The organism is Agarivorans litoreus, assembly GCF_019649015.1.
Classification (GTDB): domain Bacteria; phylum Pseudomonadota; class Gammaproteobacteria; order Enterobacterales; family Celerinatantimonadaceae; genus Agarivorans; species Agarivorans litoreus.
Map to the genome: position 1 here is coordinate 4,270,074 of NZ_BLPI01000001.1, position 25,090 is coordinate 4,295,163.

The window sequence follows — 25,090 nt, forward strand, 5'->3', positions numbered from 1 at the left end:
CTAATAAACAAAAGAGCGCTTAAGCGCTCTAATTTTTTATAAGAAAGTAAGTGGCTAAACGCCAAACTCTGCTTTTATCTGCTCTAGCCAACCTGCCATGCGCTCTGCATGTAACTCGCTCTGGTTATCGTTATCTAGCACTAGCCCAGCAAACTTACCGTTGTCTAACAAGGCTGATGAATCTTCAAACTCGTAGCCCTCCGCTGGCCATTCGCCAACGAGTTCTGCGCCGGTTTCTGCGATGGCGTCGTAAAGTTCTCCTAATCCGTCTACAAACTCGCTGGCGTAGTTCACTTGATCGCCTAAACCAAATAACGCGACTTTAATTCCAGAGAGATCTGCATCTTCTAATTGCGGCAAAAACTCGTCCCAGCTTTCTGCCTGGCAATCTGCGGCTAGTCCAGGTAGTTGGCCTTCGCCTAAAGTTGGGGTGCCTAGGATTAACATCTTGTAACTGCTTAGGGTGTCGATATCAACGCGATTAATGTTAAGCGGTTTGTCGCTAAGATCAGCGCCTAATTGCTGATGAATTTGCTTAGCAATTTTTCGTGTTGTTCCGGTGTCTGTCCCAAAAAAGATTCCTACATCTGCCATGATAGTACTCCTTAAATAGCTGGCTTACATAGTTTATTGCAAGATGTAATCCACTAAGTATATTAAGCAATTACAATGACTTATGATTTTCACTTATTGTTTTTGTTGTAAATACAACAGAGCTATTGTTGAAGATTGTTTGCTTTAAGACGAAACGAGCAGATGAATAGAAGCAAATAAGCAATAAGTTGTTTGGGTCTGTTGATCTTTACTGATGGTTTTTGCAGCAATTTATTAGCCATTTAGGCAAGGCAGTGAGTGTGCAGTTAAGTGGGCTTAATCATCACTCGCTAACGCTGAATAAATGGCTAAGAAATGCTGCCCGAAGGGTTCGGATAAGCGAACTTTACTCTTTGTTAAGCACTTTTTGCTTAGCCCACTAGGCTTCTAAGTGCTCGCCGCGATTAAAGCCCGCTTATCTCGAACAAAATTTCAACACCAAAGTTCAACAGACCCTAGCCATTGCTTATTTGATTTAGAACTAGGCTCTGGTCTGTTGCTTAATCATCATCGTCTTCATCTTCTTCTATTGGGGGCTTCCATGTGATAGGCCGATAAACTTCTATTCGATCTCCTGCAACCAGCTGACTTTCTAAGGTTACAAATTTGCCGAATATTCCGACCTTTTGTTTATCCAGTTGTATTTCCGGGCATAAATCTAAGATGCCTGATTGATGCAAGGCGTTAATCACGCTGCTTTCTTCTACCACTTCTACATTAATGCAAAGTTGCTGCTGAGGAGTGGCGTAGGCAATGCTCACTAACATAGTAACCTCCTATTGCTGAACGCTAACTTTGGCTGAGCAAACAACTGCTGGTTTCGCTCTATTTTCTAGTTTTTGCTGGATGAGTCTGTGCAGGCTAAGCAATCCACCAAGGACTAGAAATCCACCAGGCGGTAATATCACTAACAGAAGCCCTCGGTAATCGGGGATTATCGTGAACTCTATAGCTTTGAAAGCGGGGCCCAACAATATGTGGGCGTCGGCAAATAAGGTGCCTGAGCCAATTATCTCCCGTACACCACCTAAAAACACTAATACCCAGGTAAAACCAATGCCCATTGCGAAACCATCTATTACTGCAGGTACTGGAGCCTGTTTGCTGGCGAAGGATTCTACTCGGCCCAAAATGGCGCAGTTGGTGACAATAAGTGGAATAAAAAGGCCTAATACTTTATGTAGGGGATGAACCCAAGCATTCAATAACATATCAGTAATGGTAACCAAGGTGGCTATCATCAAAATATTTATTGGGATGCGCACCGCACGGCTAACATAGTTTTTACTTAGGGCGCTGATCAAGTTTGCCATTACCATCACTACCAAACTCGCTAAGCCAAGGCCTAAACCGTTAGTAGCGCTAGATGTTACCGCTAATAACGGACAAAGAGCTAAACACTGGCCAAGTACCACATTGTTATTCCATAACCCGTCGGCGATGATGTTTTTGTAATTGCTCATGCCTTCTCTCCCTGTTTTAACTCCAAATCCTTTAAAGCTTGATGCACTGCGTTTACTACTGCGCGTGGCGTGATGGTAGCGCCAGTAAATTGATCAAACTCTCCACCATCTTTTTTAACTGCCCATGCTTTTTTTGAAGTATTGCTCAGGCTTTTTTGGTTAAAACTTAAAATCCAAGGATGTTTGGCTACTTCAATTTTGTCGCCAAGACCGGGAGTTTCGCTATGGCTTAATACACGAACGCCTAAAATAGCGAGAGATGCGTCTACACCAACTAATAAGTTAATTGGGCCAGCGTAGCCTTTGGCAGTAACCTGCACAACGTAGCCGCTGGTTTGGCCTTGTTGGTCTAGCGCGTTGTAAACGGTGTAGTGTCGCTGCTCAACATCAAAAGGGTGCTCGGTAGCTAACAAGGCATTTTGGTAGTAAGAGCTTGGCATGACTAAATCAATAGCCGCCAGCTTATCTTCGTTCACACGTTGGGCGATGACCGGCGCGGTCATTGTGTTTAAACCTAACAACAGTGCGCTAGAGAGGCCCACGGCAACGGCTAACGAAATAGATTGGTAGATGCTGCTGTTAATATGTTTTTCAACGCAAGGTAAGGTCATGATTAAGCTCCTTTGCTGCGTTTAAATAATGATTGGCTGCCAAATATTTTTGGCCTTAAATAGTGGTCGATTACTGGTGTACCTGCATTCATGATTAACACCGCAAATGCAACGCCTTCTGGATAGCTACCAAAGCTACGAATGAGCCAAATAAGTAAGCCACAACCAGCACCAAACAGAATTTGACCTCGAGGGCTAGTGGGCGAAGTAACTAGATCGGTAGCAATGAAAAAGGCCGCTAACATGGCTCCACCTGAAAGCAGATGTGCTAATCCCGAGGCGTAGTCTTGAGGATGTAGCCAATGCGCAATACTCGCAGGAATAGTTAAACCAAGCAGCAACGCGCAGGGTATATAAGGGCGAATGATGCCGCGCCAAATTAAAAATAGCCCGCCCAATGCTATAAGCAAGGCGCTTGTTTCTCCTAAGCTACCGGCATGTTCACCAAGTAGTAGCCCCTTCCATTCAACGATTTGATTTAAATCAGCGAGAGGAGTAGCTGAGCTTACGCCGTCGATGCCTAACCATTGTTGACTAAATATTAAGCCATCAGAACCCAAGCTTGGGATACTAATGGCTTGCCAGTTAGTCAGCTCTATTGGAAAACAGATTAACAGCATTACCCGACCTAACATGGCGGGGTTAAAAGGGTTGTGGCCAAGACCGCCGTAAACATGTTTGCCAATCACAATGGCAAATATGCAACCAAAGCTGGCCACCCACCAGGGGGTGCTGGCAGGTAAACTCATTGCTAGCAGCAGCGCGGTAAGCAATGATGAACCATCTATACTGCTTAACCAGTTTTTACCTTGCAGTTGCAGGCAAATTACCTCGCTAAGCCATGCACTAATGCAGCAACTAACTATCACTAATGCAGCAGGCAAGCCAAAAATCCATACCCCATATAAAGCCGCTGGACTAAGAGCTAGCACTACCAAGTACATAATGTTAGTAGTGGATAAGCCCGAGTGGGTATGTGGTGCTGCTATTGGGTTGTTTATAGCCATTAGCTTTCTCCTTGAGTGCTGCGAGAACGCGCAGGGCGTTTACGTTTAGCTGCTTTGGCTGCTTTTTTAGCTGCTGCTTCGCGGGCTAAGCGTTGTTGACGTGCCTCGGTAAGTTGGCGAGCTAAGTTTGATTTCTGCATCATGCTACGTTGCGCGTTGATGTTAGATTTTGCGTGCTGGAAATATTGCACGAGAGGAATACTAGAAGGGCAAATGTAACTGCACGCACCACACAATAGGCAGGAGTCTAAGCCAAATTCTTGTGCACCTTGCCAGTCATCATTATTGCTGTGTGTGGCCATTTGAAAGGGCATTAAGCCCATTGGGCATACCTTTACGCAGTTACCACAGCGCACGCAGTCTTGGCTTTGCCGCTGGTTAATTTGCTCTTCACTTAAGGCTAAAAGACCGCCGACACTTTTATCTATCGGCACAAAAGGCGATGGCAATACTTGTCCCATCATTGGGCCACCAGCAATCATTCTCTTCGCTTCGGCTTTAAGGCCACCACATTCTGCAATAACTTGTGATACTAAGCTGCCAATGGGCACGGTGATATTGGCTGGAGCCTCTATGGCATCGCCTGATACAGTGATCACGCGTTCGATCAAGGGGCGCTGATAACGCACTGCTTGGTAAACCGCTTTAGCAGTGGCAACGTTGTGCACCAATATGCCTTGAGCAGTACTTAACTGCCCAGGACCAATAGCAATACCAGTGACTGCCTTAATTAAATGACGCTCAGAACCCATAGGGTAAAGGCTGGGCACTATTTTTAGGCTGATTCCACTAATGCCATCACTCGCTTGTTTAATGGCATTAATGGCCTCTGGTTTATTATCTTCAATCGCAATAATGGAGTTTGTAGCACCAATGGCTTTTGCCATTACTTTTATCCCTGCGATGATCTCGGCGGCTTGTTCGCGCATAAGGCGATCATCACAGGTTAAGTAAGGTTCACATTCGCCCCCATTAATGAGTAAGGTATGGACTTTAGACTTTCGCGCTAAACGAAGCTTTATCCCGGTAGGAAAACCTGCTCCGCCTAGGCCAACAATGCCAGCTTCAAGTACTCGCTCAACAATTTGTTCGTGGCTAAGCTTTTGGTAGTCACTTGGCGGGTAATCAATCCCCCAGTTTTTGGTGCCGTTATTGGCGATAACTAAGGTCTGGCTTTTAATTCCAGATGGGTGGCTACTTAAGTAGGGCTTTATGTCTACTACAGTGCCATTTACTGGTGAATGTAAAGGCACGGTCATGTCGTTACTACCACGGGCGATAAGTTGGCCTTTAACTACCGTGTCGCCGACCGCTACTAGGCTATTAAGCATCGAGCCATTGCGCTGTTGCATACCTAAGTAGACCCGGTCTGGTACAAAGTCTTTGCTAATGTCTTGTTGCTGGGTAAGCTCTTTATAACCCTTGGGGTGAACGCCGCCGCTAAACGGTTTAGGTTTTAGATTAAACATAGTCACTCCTTAAGCCGTTTGAGGTTTTGGCCATTGCCAAGTATTAAGCTGTACTTGCTGGGCTTGCATGGTTAAACATCCCTGCGGGCAAGCTTTTTCGCACAAACGACAACCAGTACAAACCTGACTAATGACCGTGTGCATCTGTTTACTGGCGCCAACAATGGCATCAAAGGGACAGGCTTTAAAACAGCGAGTGCAGCCGCTGCATTGGCTTTCGTCTATATAAGCCACAACAGCCACAGCATCGGGATCGTTACTCACTTCTACGCCTAGTAAGTTGGCTATGCTGGCTGCAAGGCCATTTCCGCCTGGTGGGCAGCTGGTTGGAGCTAAATTACCTTTAACCATGGCTTCAGCTGCTTGACGACATCCTGGTTCGCCGCATTGACCACATTGACCGCCGGGTAGCATGGCTTCGAGTTCATCGACTCGTGGATCGCCCTCTACCTTTAGCGCTTTAGAGGCCCAACCCAGCAATGCTCCAAGGCTTGCTCCTAGTAGGATTAGTAAAATGATTGATATAAAAATCATGGCTTTCTCCTATTAGTTCACTAAGCCGCTAAAACCTAAAAAGGCCATCGACAGTAATCCAGCGGTAATAAATGCTATTGGTAAGCCAGCAAATGCTGCCGGTACTTTGGCCAGTTTCAAACGTTGGCGTAAACCCGCAAATAACACTATCACTAAGCTAAAACCTGCTGCAGAACCAAAGGCATAACAAAGAGTTTGTAAAAAGTTCATGTTGTTTTGAACGACCAGCAAGGCAACACCTAACACGGCGCAGTTGGTGGTAATAAGGGGCAGGAATATGCCTAAGGCTTGGTAAAGTTCTGGGCTATTTTTTTGAATAATCAGTTCAGTGAGTTGAACCACTGCAGCGATGACCAAAATAAGCACCAAAATTCGCATTACTTGAATGCCTAAAGGAGCAAGTAGCAGTGCTTCTATTAACCATGCGGCGATAGCCGCTAAACACAATACAAAGGTGGTTGCTAAACCCATACCCAAGGCGCTATCAATTTTGTTTGATACCCCCATAAACGGGCATAAACCAAGAAACTTGCCTAACACCACGTTGTTTACCACGGCAGTGCTAATGAAAATGAGAAGGTAGTCGGCCATCAAATACTCCACACAGTTGTACTACTAATGGCATTACTGCATTGGATGTACCAAGTTGGTGAAATGAACCATATTGGGGAAAGAACCTGAGTAATACGGGGCTTTAGTTGGGTATTGGCTTAGTTTCTAAGCACATTTTAAGGGTGACAAATGCAACAATTTTAAATGATGGATTAGTTAAAATTGTTGTAAATCAAACAATGTTTATTCAGTCAACCCTTGCTGCGCTCAGTGTTACAGGGAGGAATGCCGCTTGCATTGTAGCTATATGTTCAGCGATTAACTTAGCAATGCAAAGGATTGATTGAATGATGAATGAACTTAAATCTACCTTAGAGCAGGCCTTTGAAGATCTTGCTCCATTAAGTGAAAACCAAATCCTAGCGCAATGCTTTAGGGTGTTAGAGCAAATGCCAATGGCTATGTCGGTGAGTGATTTAGATGCAAACTTTATGTTTGTGAATAAGCGGTTTGCCGAAATAACAGGATACGAGCAAAAGGATTTGATAGGGCAGAACCATTCTGTACTTAGTTATAAAACAACGCCGGCCGAGGTCTACCAGGGGCTATGGGGCTGCATTAGTAGCGGAGGAAGTTGGCAGGGGCGTTTAGTTAATAAAAAGAAAAATGGCCAACGCTATCTTGCAGAGTTATCGATAACTGGTTTACGTAATCAGCAGGGAATTATCACCCACTATATGAGTGTTCACCAAGATATTAGTGAACGCCATCAGCAACAAACCATAGCTGCCAATCAAAAATTAATGGTTGAAGCGGTGCTCAATACAGCGCCAGTTGCCATCGCCTTACTCGACCAAAGTCAACAAGTAGTGCTTGATAACCTTTCTTACAAAACCTTACGCAGTGATTTTAGCGACGAACCGGTAACGATTGCTTTAAATCAATTAAGAGAAACACAACAGGTAGAGAACTCTTTTACTGAAGGTCAGACTTTTAATGTTGAAGTCGGTAAAGGCAAGCGTAAACGCTGGTTTAGCTGCTGCCTGTCTACGGTAAAAATTAATGGTTCTGAGGTTGATGATTATTTTGTCCCCAAAGTTAGCCGCTATTTGGTTATTACTTTAAGTGAAGTAACCAAAGAACGACGCCGCCAAGCCCAGCAGCAGTTATCGGAGTTACGACGTTCCACCGAAGAGTCTGAAGCCTTACACAGTATGCAAGAGGCACTGCATGCGGCTATTCACCAGATCCAAGGGCCGATCAACATGATTGATTCAGCCTTACAAATGTTTTGTGGCGTATCAAATAGCTGTGCTAGAACAGCGGCAATGCAAGCAGGCTTAGAAGCAGGCCACGCCGCAATAGCTCAACTAGAAAGCGCCTTGCCCCGTAAACCCTACGAGGCAAGCCAGTCGGTAAACATTAATCAATTGGTGCATGAAGTGACCGAGTTATCTAGTGACCGTTTGCTAAATCGCAGTATTACTATGCAGCTAAGTTTAAACGGCACCTTGCCTTCGTTAACCGGCCAGCCCTCTCGCATTCGGGTGGCGTTAAAACAACTTATTGATAATGCGATTGAAGCTATCGACTACGGCAAGAAAACCCGACGTGAAATTGTTTGTAGCACTCAACTAGTGGATGAGGAAATAGAAATTACTGTCGAAGACAGTGGACCAGGCATTAAGAAGGAGTTGCAGCTAAAAGTGTTTGAACCCTTTTACAGTACTAAACCAACCAACAATAGCGGTTGCCGCGGGGTGGGTTTGAGTATTGTACAACAAGTGGTTAGCGAACACAGCGGCACCGTTCAGTATTTATCAACATCATTAGGCGGCTGTAAAGCACGCATCGTTCTTCCTCTTCGTAGCCGCAAGCGAGGTGAATAATGGACTATTCAACAAAACGCGAATCACATATAGCCGAACAACACTTAGCAGCCCTGTACGAGGTTAGCAGCGTATTAACCAATAGTTTGGACTACAAACAAAGCGTAACCAAAGTGCTGCAGGTTTTACACGACAAAGCCATGTTACAGCATGCGATGTTAGCGCTAATCGCCGAGAACGAGCAAATGCTTAGCGTAGATACCGTGCATACGCCTAACCATGCCAACGACAGCGTTGCCAAAAATATTCGTTATCGACCTGGCGAGGGTATCGTTGGCACGGTGCTCACACAGAAACAGCCTATCGTTTTAAGCAAAGTGTCCAACGATTTACGCTTTGCCGATAAACTTGATTTGTATGCATTAGATCTACCGTTCATTGCGGTACCGATTAAGAAATCCAATGAAGTATTAGGCGTATTAGCGGCTCAACCACAAATAGATGCTCCAGAAAAACTGGCTTTGTTTACCCGGTTTTTGGAGATGACCGCAAATCTAATTGCAAAAAGTGTATTGCTTGCCAAAGACGTCGCTGTGCAAACTGATCAATTGGAGGCTGAACGCGACAGGTTAAGACGCAAAGTAAGAAGCAACTACAGTATGGACAACATCGTTGGCCATTCTCGGGTAATGCGCAGAGTGTTTGAGCAAATTCGCTTGGTGTCCAAATGGGATAGTACAGTACTTATACGCGGTGAATCGGGTACCGGTAAAGAACTTATTGCCAATGCTATTCACTACAATTCGCCACGAGCTACTGGGCCTTTTATCAAACTTAACTGCGCAGCGTTACCCGACAACTTATTGGAGTCGGAGTTGTTTGGTCATGAAAAGGGCGCGTTCACCGGAGCGGTAAAACAGCGAAAAGGCCGTTTTGAAATGGCCGACGGTGGTACCTTGTTTTTAGATGAAATCGGTGAAATTTCTTCAGCCTTTCAAGCCAAGTTATTGCGTGTATTACAAGAAGGGGAATTTGAACGGGTAGGCAGCACCCAAACTATTAACGTAGATGTGCGTATTTTGGCGGCAACCAATCGAAACCTAGAAGATGAGGTTAAGCAAGATCGTTTTCGCGAAGATTTGTATTACCGACTTAATGTTATGCCTATGTTCCCGCCACCGTTGCGTGACAGAATTGAAGATTTACCCGATTTAGCAGAGTTTTTGATTGAGAAGCTGGCTAAACAACAACGACGTAAGCTACAACTTACCGATGGCGCCATTCGTATGATGATGGCTTATGACTGGCCCGGTAATGTTCGTCAGTTGGAGAACCTGCTCGAACGCGCATCGGTGATGAGTGAGAGTGGTGTTATCGATCAAGATCTAATCGTTATCGATGGCTTAGATGGACCGAAAATAAGCCCACGGCCAAGCATCGAAAAAGTAAATTTGGATAGCCAAGAAATGGACGAGAGAGAGCGGGTTATTGCGGCTTTAGAGCAAGCTGGATGGGTGCAAGCTAAAGCAGCACGTTTACTCAATATGACCCCAAGGCAAATAGCTTATCGTATTCAAGTAATGAATATTAACGTTAGACAGCTTTAATGGAACAGCTGGCATAACGATGTAACGGACCTATGCCAGTTAATGCAACAGCGGCTTAGCTATACAAATCAACAACAGCGTAAGCAAGCCGCTTTAGCATTGCATTATTTGCCTTCACCTTTGTTACCCCAAGCCAAGCTTCTGTTGGTTGTTTGGGGGACTTTGCTAAGCAATCAAATGCAGGCCACTTTGTTTGCACTTTTCAAATCCAGAAATCCTATTACAGCATCGACAATGGGCGACTTAAAGGTCCTTTTACCTTCTCGCCATTACTGCAATCAGCATCTCGGAGTAACCGGGTTATTGTATATAAATTGCTGTAAAAACCATCAGCAAAGGCCAACAGACCCTAACTACCACATTAGTTATAAAGAGATGGCAAAGTTTATCTGCGATTAACGCCGCCACTCTGTCGTGTTTACAACAAATACGACATACAAGCTTACTTTTAAGGTGGTTGTTCGTTTTAAGTAACTGTATTTAATGAAAAAGATACTTGGAACAGCACTTGCAAAACTACCTATATAGTAGTGTACAAGGAAGCTTTTCATGACAATACAACCACTTAAGCAAGCCAATGGAGAGAATCCGTTAAGCGCACAAGCCAGTAAACAAGCTGCTTTAGTAGCAAAACATCCGTGCTTTTCAAAAGAAGGCCATCAGTACGCGCGAATACATTTACCTGTAGCGCCTGCTTGCAATATTCAATGTAATTACTGCAATCGAAAATTTGATTGCAGTAATGAAACACGACCCGGAGTCGTCTCTAAGCTGCTTTCTCCAGCAGCAGCAGTAAAGCGTTTTGTAAAAGTGAAGCAGCACGTTCCAGAAACCCAAGTTGTCGGTATTGCAGGGCCGGGAGATCCTTTGGCTAATCCTAAGGCTACTTTGGCGAGTTTAAAGGCTATAGAAAAAGTAGATTCTGATGTTCATCTGTGTGTTTCTACTAATGGTTTGGCCTTAGCGGATCAACTTGAGTCGCTGATCGAAGCAGGTGTTAGGCATTTAACCATTACCATTAACTGCATTGATGCCGATATTGGCCAGCGTATATACCCTTGGGTGTATTTTAACCAACGTCGCTTAAGAGGTAGAGAAGCAGCGCAAACCTTAATTGATCGCCAATTACTGGGTTTAGAAGCGGCTATCAAGGCGGGGATGCTGGTAAAAGTTAATACAGTACTGATCCCAGGGATCAACGATTTTCATATTGAATCGCTGGCTAAAGAATTAGGTAGATATGGTGCCTTTATTCACAACATTATGCCGCTAATTTCTGATCCAGCTCATGGGACTTATTTCGGTCTAATGGGTCAGCGAGAACCCACCAAGCAAGAGTTAAACCTTGCTAGGGAGCAAGCTGGTCAGAGTATGCAACAAATGACCCATTGCCAGCAATGCCGTGCTGACGCTGTAGGTAAGTTAGGCCAAGACATAGATTTAAGTGCGCTTGAGAATAGTGAGGCAGCACAGGTAGCAAGGCCGATACAGGTTGCCGTCGCCAGTAGTAGTTTACAATTGATTGATCAGCATTTTGGCCATGCCACGCAGTTTTCTATGTATCGAGTAACTGCAGACGAGATTACTCAGTTAGATGACTTTGTTTGGCAGCAGTATTGTCAAGGCAGTGAGCAGTGCGATGACTCCGCAGTTAAAGATTTAAGCCAACTAAAACACGTCGACACGATTTTGTGTAGTCGAATTGGCCATGCTCCGCAGCAGGAATTGTCTGCAATGAACGTAAAAGCAAACACCGATTATGCCTTGCGGGATATTCAGGGCGCTCTTGAAGATCTTCAACAGCAGTTAGCTGTGCAACAGGCGAATATAAGCAAATCCAGTTGTAGCATGGGAGAGTGTAGCTAATGGCCTTATCAATTACTAAGTCATGTATAGCGTGTTATGCCTGTAAAGAGGTTTGCCCCAGTAAAGCCATTACCAGCGGCGATAAACAATTTGCGGTTATTGCTCACCGCTGTGATGAGTGTGCAAACAATGTTAATGGTGCTCAATGTGCTCAAATTTGCCCCGTTGAAAACGCCATTGTGGATGCAAACGGTTGTGCGTTAAATCCTCCTGGTTCGTTAACTGGTTTACCCCAAGAAGCCAACGTTATTGCCTTAAGTTAGGAGCGTTTATGGAAATACAAACTCTTCAAGAAACCACTAGTTTTATAGGTACACAGTGGCAACAAGCTTTATCTCGGGTTTGCCCGCCAATGTCTATACATAATAGAAACTGGTTTAAGATGATCATTCATAGCCAATTAAATGGCCAAGCCGAACTGCCTTATGGTCTTGGCTTAGATAATGCCAGTTATATGGACTTAAAACGGGCAATTGCTAGTGACGATATTAGTAAACAAGAGATTTTGTGGAAACAGCCCTTTAAAGCGGGATTGCGTAAACGCGCTCAAGTACTAGAAGAAGTATTTGAACTACGCATGCAAGAGCGCAACGAGCTAAGTGCGCTGCTATTTGCTCATTGCAACGACAAAGTGCCTTTTGCCTTTCAAATGGCAATTATTGTGGCCACTGCCTGTTTATCTAAATCGCATCTTTGGCATAGCTTAGGACTGCACAACCGTAGTGAACTTGGCGAATTACTTAAGTACAACTTTCCGTTATTACATCAGCAAAATACCAATAACATGCGTTGGAAACGGTTCTTTTACCGGCAGCTCTGCCAACAAGGTGGGGACTATGTTTGTAGAGCACCTAGTTGTCAGGAATGTTCATCCTATTCCGAATGCTTTGTTGATTAAAACTGTTTCAAAGGGCTAATTAAGTTAGCCCTTTTTTCTTGTTTTAGACCTTCGTTATATAGCTAACAATACAGCGCAGATTGTTAGTTTAGCTACAGCTTCAAATTTCCTGCTTTTGGGGCTCAACCCTCATGTTAACTGGTGTTTTAGTCGATCTTCTTAGTTGGTGTCGTGCTTGCAATAAGGTAACTAACGGTGCGTTTAGTCCGCATTTGGTCAATTTAACAGAGCGCTTTCAAACGTTATATAGGTGGAAATATGACCTTAAGAGAACTTAACAATACCAAGCAACCTCTGATTGGAAAAATAAAGCTTTGTAGTGAGCTAGGTCCCTTTCTTAGTGATAAACGAATAAAGCTTTTAGAGGCCATTACAGAATACGGTTCTTTAAGTGCAGCGGCTAAATCAATTCCTATGTCTTATAAAGCGGCTTGGGATGCACTTGATGCAATTAATAACTTATCTGAACAGCCATTGGTCATTAAAAAAAGTGGCGGTAAATATGGTGGTGGAACGCAGTTGACTGATTACGGAATCGGCCTGTTGAGTTTATACCGAGCCTTAGAACTTGAGTACCAACAAGCCTTCGAGCAATTAAAATCTCGAATTAGTGATCCCTGCGATGAGCAACTAAACATAGTTGAGTTTAGACAGCTTATGCGCCGCATGAGTTTACGATGCAGTGCAAGAAATCAATTACTTGGGCAAGTTGTGTTAATTGAAAAAAAAGCAGTTAACTGTTTGGTTAACGTAGCAATAAGCCGCCACCTTACCGTTAAGGCCTTACTGTCTATGGAATCTGTAGAAGAGCTAAATCTTACACTAGGCAGCGAAGTATTGTGCTTGATAAAAGCCTCACAAGTAAGCATACGCAAAGGTGCAGATAACGCTAAAAGTGATACTAACAAATTTATAGGGAGGGTTAGCCGCATCAACAAAGGGCCAGACAACTTGGACATTAGTGTCCAGCTAGCCGAACAAAAAAACTTATCCGCTATTGTTCCTAGCGTACTTGAGGAACAACTGGGCATAACAGAGCAGTGCCAAGTAGCCGTTTCTTTTAGTGCATCTGCAGTCATTATTTGTAGTTATTAAACTCTAGGAAGTAGTAATGAAAAAACTATTAAGCAAGTTATGTGTTAGTTGGGTTTTACTGGTTGTAGCTACATTAAAGGTAACAAGCCTTCAAGCTACAGAGATTAAAGCAGCTGTTGCTGCAAATTTTTATAAACCTGTTTTGACCTTGGTCGATCACTACCAAAAAGAAACCGGGCATCACGTTCAAGTGTCTGCTGGTTCAACGGGTAAGTTATACGCACAGATTAAAAATGGTGCGCCTTTTGAGGTGTTTTTAGCCGCTGACCAACAACGACCTAGATTATTAGTGGAAGAGGGATTAGCAGTGCCAAGTATCCAGTTTACCTATGCCCTTGGCTCTTTGGTGCTTTGGTCGAACAACCCAGAGTTAGTGGACGGCAAAGGTGAAATACTAAAAGAAGAATTAAAGCATATCGCTATTTGTAACCCTAAAACGGCTCCCTATGGGGCTGCGGCGGTTAGCGCAATGAAAAATCTTGGTGTTTACAACAAACTTGAGCCCAAATTTGTAGAGGGGCAATCTGTTGGACAAACCTACCAACAAATTAGTTCTGGCGCTGTTGATCTGGGTTTTGTTGCTTTATCCCAAGTACTCGTTGATAAGCAGTTAAATGGCGGCTCGCTATGGTTAGTGCCAAATGAACTGTACTCACCAATTAAACAAGACGCAGTGTTACTTAAGCAAGGCAGTAACAATGCGGCCGCAAAACAATTTTTAGCTTATTTGCAAACAGAACAATCTAAGCAGCTAATTAGAGATTTTGGATACGACGTTAAGTAGCCAAATGGCAAAGGAGAGCTAAATGCCCGATATAACTGTGGTTTATCTAACGCTTAAGTTGGCCTGTGTTGTTACCTTGGTGTTACTGATTATTGCCACCCCATTGGCATGGTGGATGTCACAAACTCAATCACCTTTAAAGTCACTAATAGGGGCGATGTTTGCCTTGCCCTTGGTGTTACCGCCAACCGTGTTGGGTTTTTACCTGCTACTGCTGCTTGGGCCAAACGGCCCCTTAGGTAGCTTATCTGAGCAACTAGGAATAGGGAGATTGCCATTCACTTTTACCGGCATTGTGATTGCTTGTGTTGTGCATACCTTGCCGTTTGTAGTGCAGCCGATGCAAAACGCCTTTGAAGCGATCGGTAAACGACCTTTAGAGGTGGCTATGACATTACGCGCTAACTCTTGGCAAGTATTTTGGAAGGTCGCGTTTCCCCTCGCTAGACCGGGATTTTTTGCCGCTGCCATTTTAGGTTTTTGCCACACCATTGGTGAGTTTGGTGTTGTGCTAATGATTGGCGGCAATATTCCCGGTGAAACCCGAGTGATGTCGATAGAAATTTATAACCATGTTGAGGCATTAGAATATGGTCAAGCGCATTGGTTAGCTGGCGGAATGTTGCTGTTTTCGTTTGTTGCTTTGCTAATTATCTACAGCTTGAACGATTTTACGAAACAGAGGCTTAAACTATGTGCTTAGAATTTCAATTGCACAGCCAGCGTGATGACTTTACCTTGAACATTGAGCTTACTTTGCCCCAAACCGGTGTATCTGCTTTGTTTGGCCCTTCGGGTTCTGGTAAAACCTCGTGTTTACGCGCAATGGCTGGTTTAGATCGTTTTAGTGGTGGCTATTTTTCAGTTAATGGTGAGGTTTGGCAAGATGATAAGCAAGGGATCTATCTTGCTACTCATCAACGAGAAATTGGCTATGTATTCCAAGAAGCCAGCTTATTTCCGCATCTAAATGTAGAACAAAACTTGTTGTTTGGTCACCGCTTAACCTGTCCCAATAAACGAAAAGTAAGTATTAGCGATACCTGTGAATTACTGAGTATTTCGCACTTATTAACACGCAGGCCCAGTTGCTTATCGGGGGGGGAGCGTCAGCGCGTTGCAATTGCACGGGCCTTGCTAAGTTCACCTAAGTTATTGTTAATGGACGAACCTCTTTCGGCCTTAGACGCCACGCTAAAACATGAAATAATTCCCTACTTGGAAAGACTGCACCAACAGCTATCTATTCCGGTTGTGTATGTTAGCCACGATACAGAAGAAGTGGAGCGTTTAGCAGATTACATGGTGATATTGTCGGCTGGTGAGGTTGTGGAGCAATATTTCACTAAGGCTAAAAATAAGCAACATGTAAAGTTAGTTCCACGGCTTAAAGTTAGCTAGTTCAGAAACGGTATTTTTCGTTAGTGGCTTAAATGCGGGAATGTGTCTCGCTTAAACAAAAGGCTTATTTAACAATAAGCCTTTATCGGGGTAATGCTGGTTTATAGTTTGGCGGCGGCATCAAATACAATGTGGGTATATGCGCCTTCAGGTTGTTTTGTTATCACTGGCGTTGAATCGCTATCAAGCAGTATACTAACCGTGCGTTCAAAAGCAGCTGGCTCTAAATAACCAACACCTTTGTCGCTATTGCTCAGTAGTTTAGCCACTTCCTTAGCCATGCGAATCTGGTGGGCTTCGGTTTGCGCGCCAGTGTCGTCATATTCTAATACGATAAGGCCCGCATCTTCAGGGTTAGCTGCTGCCCACTCCCAGCCTTTTATGGTAGCTTTTAAGAATTTTGCATAAGCGTCTAATTTTTTTGGATCCTTTAAATTGTCTTCTAATACGTATAAGCCATCTTCTAACGTGGCAACGCCTTCTTCTTCGTATTTAAACAGCACTAACTCTTCTGGCGTTAAACCGCCATCGAGTACTTGACCGTACTCGTTGTAGGTCATCGTCGATACACAATCGGCTTGTCCTTGGAAGATAGGGTCTACATTGAAACCTTGCTTAAGCACGGTTACCCCGTCGGTCCCGCCTGTTGTAGAGTAACCTAATTTAGACATCCAACTTAGGAAGGGATATTCGTTACCGAAGAACCATACTCCTAGGGTTTTACCCGCGAAATCGGCTGGAGTGGCAATGCCGCTGTCTTTAAGACAGGTAAGCATCATGCCAGATTTACCGTAAATTTGACCAATATTCACTAGTGGCAGTCCTTTTTCACGTGTAGCCAAGGCGGAAGGTAGCCAGTCTACAACAATATCGGCACCGCCGCCGGCTAATACCTGAGCGGGGGCAATATCTGGCCCGCCGGGTTTAATGGTGAGATCGATGCCAAGGTCTTTATAGTAACCTTTATCTAAGGCCACGTAATAACCGGCAAACTGTGCCTGCGTTACCCACTTTAATTGTAGTGTTAGTTTTTCTGCAGCGCTGCTACTAAAACTAGCGGCTAATAGTGCTGCGCCTGATGCTAAAGAAAGTATCGTTTTTTTCATAGTTAAGTCCCTTTATATGACGAAGGTTAGAGCTTGTTTTAGTGTTACTTGTTTCCTCGGAATGAGGGGTGCCAAAATAGCAAGGATTTCTCGAGCAGGGCCAAAGCCCCATAACTTAATGAACCAGCAATAGCCGCGACCACAATGGTGGCCCAAACCATATCCATATTCATTCTTCCCACTTCAGTAGAAATACGAAAACCCATTCCCACAATGGGAGTGCCAAAGAACTCTGCCACAATTGCGCCAATCAACGCCAAAGTAGCGTTGAGTTTTAGCGCATTAAAAATAAACGGTAAGGCTTGTGGTAATTGGCTCTTGACGAAGGTTTGCGTTTTGCTTGCCGCATAGGTGTGCATTAAGTCTTTATGAATAGCATCGCAAGATTGTAATCCTGTTAGGCTATTGATGAACATGGGGAAGAAGGTCATTACTACAATTACGGCCGCCTTTGACTGCCAGTCGAAGCCGAACCACATGACCATTATTGGCGCAATTCCCACAATTGGAATGGCCGACATAAAGTTCCCCAGAGGCACTAATCCTCTGCGTAAAAAAGCGCTTTTAACTGCCCACTGGGCAACCACAAAGCCTGATAAGCAGCCGATGAAATAACCAGCCAATACAGCCTTTAAATAGGTTTGTTTAAAGTCTGCCCAAAGTATTGGTAGGTTGTTGATTAAGGCGTTAAAAATGGCGCTAGGTGCAGGTAGTAACACCGGTGAAATAGCATAACCCACAACAATACTCTGCCAAAACAGCAATAACATAAAGGCAAACAGACCGGGAATTAACGGCTTGATAACGGCTTGCTTGCTGGGGAGATGTTGGCACAATAGTGTTAGCCGAGTGAGTAAACAGCTGGCAGCAGCAGAACAGGCAATTAACAATAATAACCAAGCCGGATGTTGGTTGTAAAAACCGCTTTCGGCTTTAGTCAATAATACTAATTGGCACGCTAACACAGCCAGCAGTAATAAATTGATTAACGATTTAGGCATTGGCTAGCCCTCCACGGCGTTTAAGTAAGGCTCGTTCAGCAACACCAACTAACCAAACTAGCAAGGAACCGAGCAAAGCGGCCATAATTAGCGCGGCCCATATTTGCTCGGTTTGCCCGTAATAGGAACCACTGAGTAAACGAGCCCCCAGTCCGCCTTGTGCACCTGTTGGCAACTCGGCAACAATTGCGCCCACTAAGGCAGCGGCAATCGCTACTTTCAAACTGGCAAACAAATAGGGTTGAGCTGAATACCAACGTAGCTTCCAAAAGGTTTGTAAAGCGCTGGCGTTATAGGTGTACATAAGCTCTTGGTGCAGGGTATCTGAGGCGCGTAACCCTTTTACCATACCAATGGTGACGGGGAAGAATGACAAATACATTGAAATGATCGCTTTAGGAACAACACCGGTAATATTTAAGGCGCCCAATACCACCACAATAATTGGCGCGATAGCTAAAATAGGGATAGTTTGTGAAGCAATAACCCAGGGCATTAAGCTGGCATCAAGTGTTTTGCTGTGCACAATGCCTATGGCGATAACAATGCCTAAAATTGAACCCAATAAGAAACCTAGTAGGGTAGAGTTGAGTGTGATAAAGCTGTGAAAAACTAATGAGCGTTTTGAGCTAATCGAGCGTTCAAATACTGATTTTTTCAACTCCATGGCGACTTGATGTGGCGCTGGTAGCATTGGACGTTTTACCTGATAAGCTTGCTGCAAAACTTGGCTATAGGTCCAATCCTGTTTTTTGCGCTCAAGCGTATTAATAAGCTGATTGCCGTTCATGATCAAGGCCGCCAAATACCAAATACCGATAATGGCGACAACTAAGATCATTAACGAAAACCACTGGCTGTCTGTTAAGTATTTTTTCACGTTGCAGGCCTCCTAGGTGCTTAATCAATGGCATGATCATTGGCTAGAGCGTTACGAATTTCAGCGGCTAGCTCATGAAACGCTTTTTGATCGCGCAGCGCTAAGCTTTTTAAGCGCGGTAAAGGGCTTTCGATTACCTTAACAATACGCCCCGGACGCGGCGACATCACGACGATGTGGGTGGATAACAATACCGCTTCGGCGATAGAGTGGGTCACAAAGACAACGGTCTTCTTAGTTTCTTGCCAAATTCTTAGCAGCTCCATGTTCATGTGGTCTCGGGTTATTTCATCTAATGCACCAAAAGGTTCATCCATAAGCAATAATTCAGGATTAATACACAAGGCGCGAGCAATTGACGCACGTTGCTGCATGCCACCCGATAGTTGCCACGGAAACTTTTTGTGGAAGTCTTGTAGCCCTACCATTTTGAGATATTTGTCTATCTGCTTTTGTTGGTGCTCACCAGTTTGACCTGATATTTCCATGGGTAGGGCACAGTTTTGTGAAATAGTACGCCAAGGCAATAGACCCGGTGCTTGAAACACGTAGCCATATAGTCGGTTTAAGCGGGCATCTTTAGGGCTAGTTCCGTCTACTTTAATCTCGCCTGCAGTAGCCTGTTCCAAATCGGCGATTACCCGAAGTAGCGTAGTTTTACCGCAGCCTGATGGTCCAATAAAGGAAACGAAATCGCCTTCATTAACTTGTAGATTGATGTTTGAAAGAGCGTTTACAGGACCATCGTTGGTTTCAAACACTAAAGATAAGTCATTTACTGCGATCATCGAACGCCCGGTTTGGCTTTGTGCAGCGGTTTCTTCGCTGTCTATTGTTTGTTTTACAGCTAACATAAATGGTGTCTCTCCGTGACGATTTAGCAGACCCTATCGATTAACTGCTATGGGGGCGTTAACCGCGTTATATTTTTTTACCGCCTCAAAAATTGAAGGGAAAGCAGGGCGCTTGATATAACGGCCAGCGCCTTCGGTAACAAACAGTTCGCCGTCTTTAAACACCACTTTTCCTTGGCTAATCGTAATGTAAGGTGCTCCGGTTACAGTGCGACCCTCAAAGATGTTGAAGTCGATGTTTTGATGGTGAGTCTCGGCAGATAAGGTATGCGTTTTTTGTGGATCCCAAATAACAATATCGGCATCGGCCCCCTCTGCAATGCAGCCTTTTTGGGGGTAAAGGTTGAAAATTTTGGCACTATTGGTGGAGGTAACGGCCACAAACTCTTGTTCGCTTAAGCGGCCTTTGTTTACCCCCGAATCCCACATGACCATCATTCGGTCTTCTACACCAGCGGTGCCATTGGGGATTTTGCTAAAATCATCTTTACCCATGGCTTTTTGATCAGCACAGAAACAGCAGTGGTCGGTAGCTGTAGTTTGCAGAGTACCGCCTTGCAAGGCTTTCCAAAGCACGTCTTGATGGCCTTTAGGACGGAATGGCGGGCTCATAACGTGAGCTGCAGCCGCTGTCCAATCGCTTTGCCGGTAAACGCTTTCGTCTAACTCTAGGTGGCCAGCCAAAACCTCGCCGTAAACCCGCTGTCCTTCGTGCCGAGCGCGAGCAATTTCATCTACTGCTTCTTTACAGGAGACATGTACCAAATAAAGAGGCACCCCAAGTGATTGAGCAATCCGAATTGCGCGGTTGGCCGCTTCACCTTCTACTTCACTAGGGCGTGACAAAGGATGGGCTTCGGGACCAGTTAAGCCAGCAGCCAGTAGTTTTTTTTGTAAATGATCAACCAGTTCACCGTTTTCGGCATGAACTGTAGGCATGGCACCTAACTCTAAACAACGGTTAAAGCTGTTCACTAAGGTTTCATCTTCAGCCATGATGGCGTTTTTATAGGCCATAAAATGCTTAAAGCTGTTAACCCCTTCTTCTTTTACTAAGGTTTCCATGTCTTGGTAAACGCTGTCGTCCCACCAAGTAACGGCAACGTGGAAGGAATAGTCGGCTACCGAGCGAGAAGCCCAATCTTTCCAAGTGTGAAAGGCTTCCATTAAGGGTTGTTGAGGACTAGGAATAACAAAATCGATAATCATGGTTGTGCCACCAGCTAAGCCTGCTGCTGTACCGCTAAAGAAATCTTCACTGGCCACAGTGCCCATAAATGGCAATTGCATGTGAGTATGTGGATCAATCCCACCAGGCATGACTAGCTTACCGCTAGCATCGATCTGTTCCGCATCACCGGGAACGGGTAAATTTTGGCCGATGGCGATAATCTTACCGTTTTCACAATATACGTCGGCGTAGATACTTTGGTCTGCGTTGACTACCTTGCCACCCTTAATCAATACACTCATCGCTAATTCACTCCATTATTTGATGTGTCAGAGTTTCACTGATTCATGCTCAGGCTTGCCAAATCAGTTGCGTTTAAAAGCTGTTGTTTATGCTAATGCAATAGATTGACCAACTGGACAGCTATAGGTCGATTTTTCATTTAAAGCCCATAAAGTCGGGGGCTGTTGGTGTTAACTTGGTGTTTAACAAGGCATGGAGGGGTTTAGTTAACGCGCCAAATAAGGGCGGGAAATCACTAGATTAGTGCACAAAAATTAGCCAGTAGCGTAATGAATGCAAATAAAGCCAATCACCGATTGGCTTGCGTTAAAAATATTTCTTTTATATTCATGTGGTTATATTTAGCTTTGCGCATGGTTGTCCGCGTGGTCAGGACTTTGCATGGTGGGAAGCACTAGGCGGCTGTCTTATTTTATGGGCAAGCAAAAGCCGATATTGGGTGATAGGAGAATAGAATGGGTACTTTGCAGATAAACAGTAATCGTTTATGGAATAGCCTAATGGAAATGGCAAAGATAGGTGCAACAGATAAAGGTGGCTGTAAACGTTTAGCGTTGACCGATTTAGACAAGCAAGGCCGCGAACTGTATATCAAGTGGGCCGAAGATGCAGGCTGTAGCGTTGAGGTCGATGCCATTGGTAACATCATGTGTACTCGTCCTGGCGAAGATATGAGCCTTGCGCCGGTTGGCACTGGTAGTCACTTAGATACACAACCTACCGGCGGCAAGTTCGACGGAGTATTTGGTGTATTAGCTGGCCTTGAAGTAGTGCGTTCATTAAATGATCAGAACATTAAAACCAAACATCCAATCGAGATTTCGGTGTGGACCAACGAAGAAGGCTCGCGTTTTGCTCCTGCCATGATGGGGTCGGGTGTGGTATCAGGCCGTTTTGGCCTGCAAGAGATTTTAGATACTACTGATGTCGATGGTTTACGCTTGGGTGATGAGTTACAACGAATTGGCTTTGCCGGGGAACGGCCTGTGACTGGACGTAGGTTTCATGCTTTTTTTGAAACTCACATTGAGCAGGGCCCATATTTAGAGGCCGAGAATAAGCAAATTGGTGTAGTAACCGGCGGTCAGGGGCAGCGTTGGTATAACGCCACCCTTATTGGGCGTGAGTCACACGCAGGTACCACCCCAATGCATCTACGCTGTGACGCGCTATTGGCCAGTACTCAATTAATTCAAAAAATCGAAGAGATTGCCAAAGCGCATGCGCCCGGTTGTGGCACCGTAGGCTTTATGCAGGTGGTGCCTAATTCACGCAACACCATTCCAGGTAAAATAGAGATGAGCATTGATTTGCGTCATCCGCAAGATGCTCAATTAACTTCAATGGATAAAGCCTTAAGTGTAGCGATTAACGACATAGAGGCAGCTACAGGGGTTACCATAGAGCTAGACCCATTTTGGTATTATGAGCCTATTTATTTTGACGAAACTTGCGTTAACGCTGTGCGTAAAGCAGCAATTGATTTGGGTTATAGCAACATGGATATTATCGCAGGCGCAGGGCATGATGCTTGCTATATTTCTGACATTGCGCCCACTAGTATGATTTTTACCCCTTGTTTAAATGGTATTAGTCATAATGAAATAGAAAGCACCACCCAACAAGAGTGCGAGGCTGGTTGTTCAGTACTATTAAATGCGATAGTCACCATGGCAGAGCAGGTAAATCAAGTAGAAACGGCAGAATTGACCGCCACCAAATAACCTAGAAACGACTAAAGCGATAATTAAGGTTGTCGCTTTAGAATAATTTTATTCCGCAACCTCTTATTACCATTCGGGTTAGCAGTTCTGCGCCTGCTTCATAGTCGCTATCATCTAAGCTGGATTTTTCTAACATCATACTGCACTGCAGCGCATGGTCGGCGTAAGCCTGAGTGGAAGACCATAGCATAAAGAGTAGATGTTCTGGATTGATAGGTTCCATCCATTGCTTAGCTATCCACTCGCGAAATACCTGACAGGTTTTATCAAATTGTTGTTTGAGATCGGTTGCTAGCTGTTCTTTAAGGTAGGGCGCGCCATGGAGGATTTCTGCGGCGAAAATCCGCGAGGCATTTGGATGCTCTTTAGACATTTTAATCTTTTGCAGTATGTAATTACGCAAAGCTACGTTTGGATGCTGTTCGGCTGTCATCTCATCCATGTGGCTCATCCACAAGACTAATAAGCGGCTTAATACTCCTTTATATAAGGCTTCTTTAGTTTTAAAGTAATACAACACATTGGCCTTTGGTAGATTAACCTTGCTAGCAATGGCCGCAATGGTTGTACCCGAATAGCCATTTTCCCCAAATAACTGTTCAGCCGCCGCTAGAATTTGCCCCAGATTATCCTTACGAATGTCGGCCAATTTGCGACGTTTAACGCTACTTACAGTTGCTTTGTTCATGGTTAAGTTCTTCTCGCTCCTTGATCGTTGCACAAACATGTGGCCAAGCGCTTTAAAACTGGGCAAGGTGCGCTTGATGTCACTCTCAAAGCATACCGTCTATTTGAACGATGTGTAATAGAAATAATTTTTTTGTTTTTTATTTATCTAAAATTATACATGTTTTTCATAAGGTTAAGATTGAATCAATAGTTTAAAGTTAACCTTCTGACCGAGCGGTCAGATCGTGGTATGAGCTTTGCTTTATTTTTAAACAATCAGAGATTGTAGTCTCGGTATTATAAAAATAGGGAGATCCCATGGTGATGAGTATGGAGATGCCGCAAGGCTATTCACAACAACAGTTAGCCCTTGATCAAATGTTCAAGGATATTAATCCTGCACTTAGTGCCCGCCAAGCTGGTATAGAAAGTTCGCGCTGTTATTATTGCTACGATGCGCCTTGTGTTACCGCTTGCCCTTCAAAAATCAATATTCCAAGTTTTATTGCCAGTATTCATGCTGATGATTTAACCGGTGCCGCTAAAACGATTTATTCAGAAAACATAATGGGAGGCAGTTGTGCAAGGGTTTGCCCAACAGAAATTTTGTGTGAGCAGGCTTGTGTGCGTAATAAAGAACAAGAAAAAGCACCAGTAAAAATTGGCTTATTACAACGCCATGCCACCGATAACGCCCAGTTTGTAGGTCACCCCTTTAAGCGTGCTGCCGCTACCGGCAAAACTATTGCCGTGGTAGGGGCTGGCCCTGCTGGTTTAAGTTGTGCGCATCGCTTAGCGCTTCTGGGGAACGAGGTGGAAATATTTGAGGCAGCGGATAAGCCCGGTGGCCTAAACGAATATGGTATCGCCAAATACAAACTAACCGATAACTTTGCGCAAAAAGAAGTGGAATTTATTTTGGGCATTGGTGGTATTACTTTGCATACCAATAAGGCTTTAGGCAAAGACGTTAGTTTGCAACAGCTAAAAGACCAATTTGATGCGGTATTTTTAGCCATAGGCTTGCAGGACGTACCTTGCTTAAAGTTAGTTAACGAAAGCCATCCACACATATTAAACGCAGTGGATTACATTAAAGAGTTGCGCCAAGCCACAGATATTAGTGAGCTTGATGTGCCTAAAGATAGCGCAGTAGTGATTGGTGCAGGAAATACGGCTATCGATATGGCCTGTCAGCTCAAACGCTTAGGTACCGAAGAGGTGACGCTAGTTTATCGTCGTGGAACAGAGCACATGAGTGCCACCGTTCACGAGCAACAAATTGCCAAAGACCATGAAGTAAGAATTAAAACTTGGGCGCGTCCTGAGCAGATAAATTTAGATGATGACGGCTCACTAAGAAGTTTAACTTTTCGCAAAACCTACAGTGACAATGGTCAGTTAAAAGACAGCGAAGAAAGCTTTGAGATTAATTGTTCAGCGGTATTCAAAGCGGTAGGGCAGAAGTTTGCTTATCCCCAAGCGGAGCAAATAATTCCTACCATCAGTAACGGCAAAATTGCTACTTTTGGTCAGCAAGTGACTAGCATAGATGGCGTTTATGCAGGAGGAGACTGCACCAGTGAAGGACAAGATCTTACAGTGGAAGCTGTTCAGCAAGGCAAACTCGCAGCCTTAGCCATTCATCATCAACTTAGTCAGGAGGCTTAAT

At 44.4% G+C, this 25,090-nt stretch carries 25 protein-coding genes; 11 read left to right on the top strand and 14 right to left on the bottom strand.

What is annotated here, in order from left to right; translation table 11 throughout:
- Positions 1 to 54 precede the first annotated feature (54 nt).
- The 8 genes from K5L93_RS19670 to rsxA form a co-directional block, all read right to left on the bottom strand.
- Positions 55 to 594: a flavodoxin gene (locus tag K5L93_RS19670; RefSeq protein WP_220721352.1), complete on the bottom strand. Its 540-nt coding sequence runs from the start codon at positions 592 to 594 to the stop codon at positions 55 to 57.
- 500 nt (positions 595 to 1,094) lie between these two features.
- Positions 1,095 to 1,361 (bottom strand): RnfH family protein, encoded by a 267-nt coding sequence (locus tag K5L93_RS19675; protein WP_220721353.1) that lies wholly within the window; start codon positions 1,359 to 1,361, stop codon positions 1,095 to 1,097.
- Positions 1,362 to 1,370: 9 nt separating this feature from the next.
- On the bottom strand, positions 1,371 to 2,057 hold the full coding sequence (locus tag K5L93_RS19680; RefSeq protein WP_220721354.1) for an electron transport complex subunit E: 687 nt from the start codon (positions 2,055 to 2,057) through the stop codon (positions 1,371 to 1,373).
- The gene (gene rsxG / locus K5L93_RS19685; RefSeq protein WP_220721355.1) at positions 2,054 to 2,668 is read right to left on the bottom strand and encodes an electron transport complex subunit RsxG; all 615 of its coding nucleotides are present in this window, start codon (positions 2,666 to 2,668) and stop codon (positions 2,054 to 2,056) included. Before rsxG ends, K5L93_RS19680 begins: the two co-directional genes overlap by 4 nt.
- Before the next feature lie 2 nt (positions 2,669 to 2,670).
- A complete protein-coding gene (locus tag K5L93_RS19690; protein WP_220721356.1) occupies positions 2,671 to 3,675 on the bottom strand; it encodes an RnfABCDGE type electron transport complex subunit D in 1,005 nt (334 codons plus the stop codon).
- Positions 3,675 to 5,144, bottom strand: coding sequence for an electron transport complex subunit RsxC (gene rsxC, locus K5L93_RS19695; RefSeq protein WP_220721357.1), 1,470 nt, complete (start codon positions 5,142 to 5,144; stop codon positions 3,675 to 3,677). Before rsxC ends, K5L93_RS19690 begins: the two co-directional genes overlap by 1 nt.
- Before the next feature lie 9 nt (positions 5,145 to 5,153).
- Positions 5,154 to 5,678, bottom strand: a complete 525-nt coding sequence (locus K5L93_RS19700) for an RnfABCDGE type electron transport complex subunit B (RefSeq protein WP_220721358.1) — start codon at positions 5,676 to 5,678, stop codon at positions 5,154 to 5,156.
- A gap of 12 nt (positions 5,679 to 5,690) precedes the next feature.
- Positions 5,691 to 6,269: an electron transport complex subunit RsxA gene (rsxA, locus tag K5L93_RS19705; protein ID WP_152784850.1), complete on the bottom strand. Its 579-nt coding sequence runs from the start codon at positions 6,267 to 6,269 to the stop codon at positions 5,691 to 5,693.
- 308 nt (positions 6,270 to 6,577) lie between these two features.
- On the opposite strand from rsxA, the gene nifL reads away from it, so the two are divergent.
- The 9 genes from nifL (at position 6,578) to modC (ending at position 15,710) form a co-directional block, all read left to right on the top strand.
- Positions 6,578 to 8,119 carry a nitrogen fixation negative regulator NifL gene (gene nifL / locus K5L93_RS19710; RefSeq protein WP_220721359.1) on the top strand — a complete coding sequence of 514 codons (1,542 nt, stop codon included), beginning with the start codon at positions 6,578 to 6,580 and terminating at the stop codon, positions 8,117 to 8,119.
- Entirely contained in the window at positions 8,119 to 9,666 is a 1,548-nt protein-coding gene (gene nifA / locus K5L93_RS19715) for a nif-specific transcriptional activator NifA (protein WP_220721360.1), read from the top strand. Before nifL ends, nifA begins: the two co-directional genes overlap by 1 nt.
- A gap of 549 nt (positions 9,667 to 10,215) precedes the next feature.
- Positions 10,216 to 11,532: a nitrogenase cofactor biosynthesis protein NifB gene (gene nifB / locus K5L93_RS19720; protein WP_220721361.1), complete on the top strand. Its 1,317-nt coding sequence runs from the start codon at positions 10,216 to 10,218 to the stop codon at positions 11,530 to 11,532.
- A complete protein-coding gene (locus K5L93_RS19725) occupies positions 11,532 to 11,795 on the top strand; it encodes a 4Fe-4S dicluster domain-containing protein (RefSeq protein WP_152784860.1) in 264 nt (87 codons plus the stop codon). The genes nifB and K5L93_RS19725 overlap by 1 nt, the downstream gene beginning before the upstream one ends.
- 8 nt (positions 11,796 to 11,803) lie before the next feature.
- Positions 11,804 to 12,430, top strand: a complete 627-nt coding sequence (locus K5L93_RS19730) for a nitrogen fixation protein NifQ (protein ID WP_220721362.1) — start codon at positions 11,804 to 11,806, stop codon at positions 12,428 to 12,430.
- A gap of 258 nt (positions 12,431 to 12,688) precedes the next feature.
- Positions 12,689 to 13,525, top strand: a complete 837-nt coding sequence (locus K5L93_RS19735; RefSeq protein ID WP_220721363.1) for a TOBE domain-containing protein — start codon at positions 12,689 to 12,691, stop codon at positions 13,523 to 13,525.
- 16 nt (positions 13,526 to 13,541) lie between these two features.
- Positions 13,542 to 14,309, top strand: coding sequence for a molybdate ABC transporter substrate-binding protein (gene modA / locus K5L93_RS19740; protein WP_220721364.1), 768 nt, complete (start codon positions 13,542 to 13,544; stop codon positions 14,307 to 14,309).
- Between the two features lie 22 nt (positions 14,310 to 14,331).
- Positions 14,332 to 15,012: a molybdate ABC transporter permease subunit gene (modB, locus tag K5L93_RS19745; RefSeq protein ID WP_220721365.1), complete on the top strand. Its 681-nt coding sequence runs from the start codon at positions 14,332 to 14,334 to the stop codon at positions 15,010 to 15,012.
- Positions 15,003 to 15,710 (top strand): molybdenum ABC transporter ATP-binding protein, encoded by a 708-nt coding sequence (modC, locus tag K5L93_RS19750; protein ID WP_220721366.1) that lies wholly within the window; start codon positions 15,003 to 15,005, stop codon positions 15,708 to 15,710. The genes modB and modC overlap by 10 nt, the downstream gene beginning before the upstream one ends.
- A 101-nt stretch (positions 15,711 to 15,811) precedes the next feature.
- On the opposite strand, the gene K5L93_RS19755 is transcribed toward modC, so the two are convergent.
- The 5 genes from K5L93_RS19755 to hydA are packed head-to-tail and all read right to left on the bottom strand — an operon-like array spanning position 15,812 to position 21,024.
- Positions 15,812 to 16,816 carry an ABC transporter substrate-binding protein gene (locus K5L93_RS19755; RefSeq protein ID WP_220721367.1) on the bottom strand — a complete coding sequence of 335 codons (1,005 nt, stop codon included), beginning with the start codon at positions 16,814 to 16,816 and terminating at the stop codon, positions 15,812 to 15,814.
- Between the two features lie 44 nt (positions 16,817 to 16,860).
- The gene (locus K5L93_RS19760; RefSeq protein WP_220721368.1) at positions 16,861 to 17,817 is read right to left on the bottom strand and encodes an ABC transporter permease; all 957 of its coding nucleotides are present in this window, start codon (positions 17,815 to 17,817) and stop codon (positions 16,861 to 16,863) included.
- Positions 17,810 to 18,697, bottom strand: a complete 888-nt coding sequence (locus K5L93_RS19765) for an ABC transporter permease (RefSeq protein ID WP_246615101.1) — start codon at positions 18,695 to 18,697, stop codon at positions 17,810 to 17,812. Before K5L93_RS19765 ends, K5L93_RS19760 begins: the two co-directional genes overlap by 8 nt.
- A gap of 20 nt (positions 18,698 to 18,717) precedes the next feature.
- Positions 18,718 to 19,551, bottom strand: a complete 834-nt coding sequence (locus K5L93_RS19770; protein ID WP_220721369.1) for an ABC transporter ATP-binding protein — start codon at positions 19,549 to 19,551, stop codon at positions 18,718 to 18,720.
- A 33-nt stretch (positions 19,552 to 19,584) separates the two neighbouring features.
- Positions 19,585 to 21,024 carry a dihydropyrimidinase gene (hydA, locus tag K5L93_RS19775; protein WP_220721370.1) on the bottom strand — a complete coding sequence of 480 codons (1,440 nt, stop codon included), beginning with the start codon at positions 21,022 to 21,024 and terminating at the stop codon, positions 19,585 to 19,587.
- A 456-nt stretch (positions 21,025 to 21,480) separates the two neighbouring features.
- Between hydA and K5L93_RS19780 the strand changes: the two genes are divergently transcribed.
- Positions 21,481 to 22,749 (top strand): Zn-dependent hydrolase, encoded by a 1,269-nt coding sequence (locus tag K5L93_RS19780; protein WP_220721371.1) that lies wholly within the window; start codon positions 21,481 to 21,483, stop codon positions 22,747 to 22,749.
- 37 nt (positions 22,750 to 22,786) lie between these two features.
- Here K5L93_RS19780 and K5L93_RS19785 read toward each other — a convergent pair whose 3' ends face one another.
- Entirely contained in the window at positions 22,787 to 23,437 is a 651-nt protein-coding gene (locus K5L93_RS19785; RefSeq protein ID WP_220721372.1) for a TetR/AcrR family transcriptional regulator, read from the bottom strand.
- Between the two features lie 299 nt (positions 23,438 to 23,736).
- Between K5L93_RS19785 and K5L93_RS19790 the strand changes: the two genes are divergently transcribed.
- Complete coding sequence (locus K5L93_RS19790; protein WP_220721373.1) at positions 23,737 to 25,089, top strand: NAD(P)-dependent oxidoreductase; 1,353 nt, start codon at positions 23,737 to 23,739, stop codon at positions 25,087 to 25,089.
- Position 25,090 lies beyond the last annotated feature (1 nt).

Excerpts from the sequence above, each read along its gene's own strand:
- K5L93_RS19780 (WP_220721371.1), top strand. The coding sequence starts at position 21,481 with ATGGGTACTTTGCAGATAAACAGTAATCGTTTATGGAATAGCCTAATG.
- nifL (WP_220721359.1), top strand. The coding sequence starts at position 6,578 with ATGATGAATGAACTTAAATCTACCTTAGAGCAGGCCTTTGAAGATCTT.
- K5L93_RS19675 (WP_220721353.1), bottom strand. The coding sequence starts at position 1,361 with ATGTTAGTGAGCATTGCCTACGCCACTCCTCAGCAGCAACTTTGCATT.
- K5L93_RS19755 (WP_220721367.1), bottom strand. The coding sequence starts at position 16,816 with ATGAAAAAAACGATACTTTCTTTAGCATCAGGCGCAGCACTATTAGCC.
- K5L93_RS19790 (WP_220721373.1), top strand. The coding sequence starts at position 23,737 with ATGGTGATGAGTATGGAGATGCCGCAAGGCTATTCACAACAACAGTTA.
- rsxC (WP_220721357.1), bottom strand. The coding sequence starts at position 5,144 with ATGTTTAATCTAAAACCTAAACCGTTTAGCGGCGGCGTTCACCCCAAG.
- K5L93_RS19680 (WP_220721354.1), bottom strand. The coding sequence starts at position 2,057 with ATGAGCAATTACAAAAACATCATCGCCGACGGGTTATGGAATAACAAT.
- modB (WP_220721365.1), top strand. The coding sequence starts at position 14,332 with ATGCCCGATATAACTGTGGTTTATCTAACGCTTAAGTTGGCCTGTGTT.
- K5L93_RS19725 (WP_152784860.1), top strand. The coding sequence starts at position 11,532 with ATGGCCTTATCAATTACTAAGTCATGTATAGCGTGTTATGCCTGTAAA.
- K5L93_RS19760 (WP_220721368.1), bottom strand. The coding sequence starts at position 17,817 with ATGCCTAAATCGTTAATCAATTTATTACTGCTGGCTGTGTTAGCGTGC.
- K5L93_RS19785 (WP_220721372.1), bottom strand. The coding sequence starts at position 23,437 with ATGAACAAAGCAACTGTAAGTAGCGTTAAACGTCGCAAATTGGCCGAC.
- nifA (WP_220721360.1), top strand. The coding sequence starts at position 8,119 with ATGGACTATTCAACAAAACGCGAATCACATATAGCCGAACAACACTTA.
- nifB (WP_220721361.1), top strand. The coding sequence starts at position 10,216 with ATGACAATACAACCACTTAAGCAAGCCAATGGAGAGAATCCGTTAAGC.
- K5L93_RS19735 (WP_220721363.1), top strand. The coding sequence starts at position 12,689 with ATGACCTTAAGAGAACTTAACAATACCAAGCAACCTCTGATTGGAAAA.
- K5L93_RS19730 (WP_220721362.1), top strand. The coding sequence starts at position 11,804 with ATGGAAATACAAACTCTTCAAGAAACCACTAGTTTTATAGGTACACAG.
- hydA (WP_220721370.1), bottom strand. The coding sequence starts at position 21,024 with ATGAGTGTATTGATTAAGGGTGGCAAGGTAGTCAACGCAGACCAAAGT.
- modA (WP_220721364.1), top strand. The coding sequence starts at position 13,542 with ATGAAAAAACTATTAAGCAAGTTATGTGTTAGTTGGGTTTTACTGGTT.
- K5L93_RS19770 (WP_220721369.1), bottom strand. The coding sequence starts at position 19,551 with ATGTTAGCTGTAAAACAAACAATAGACAGCGAAGAAACCGCTGCACAA.
- modC (WP_220721366.1), top strand. The coding sequence starts at position 15,003 with ATGTGCTTAGAATTTCAATTGCACAGCCAGCGTGATGACTTTACCTTG.
- rsxG (WP_220721355.1), bottom strand. The coding sequence starts at position 2,668 with ATGACCTTACCTTGCGTTGAAAAACATATTAACAGCAGCATCTACCAA.
- K5L93_RS19700 (WP_220721358.1), bottom strand. The coding sequence starts at position 5,678 with ATGATTTTTATATCAATCATTTTACTAATCCTACTAGGAGCAAGCCTT.
- K5L93_RS19670 (WP_220721352.1), bottom strand. The coding sequence starts at position 594 with ATGGCAGATGTAGGAATCTTTTTTGGGACAGACACCGGAACAACACGA.
- rsxA (WP_152784850.1), bottom strand. The coding sequence starts at position 6,269 with ATGGCCGACTACCTTCTCATTTTCATTAGCACTGCCGTGGTAAACAAC.
- K5L93_RS19690 (WP_220721356.1), bottom strand. The coding sequence starts at position 3,675 with ATGGCTATAAACAACCCAATAGCAGCACCACATACCCACTCGGGCTTA.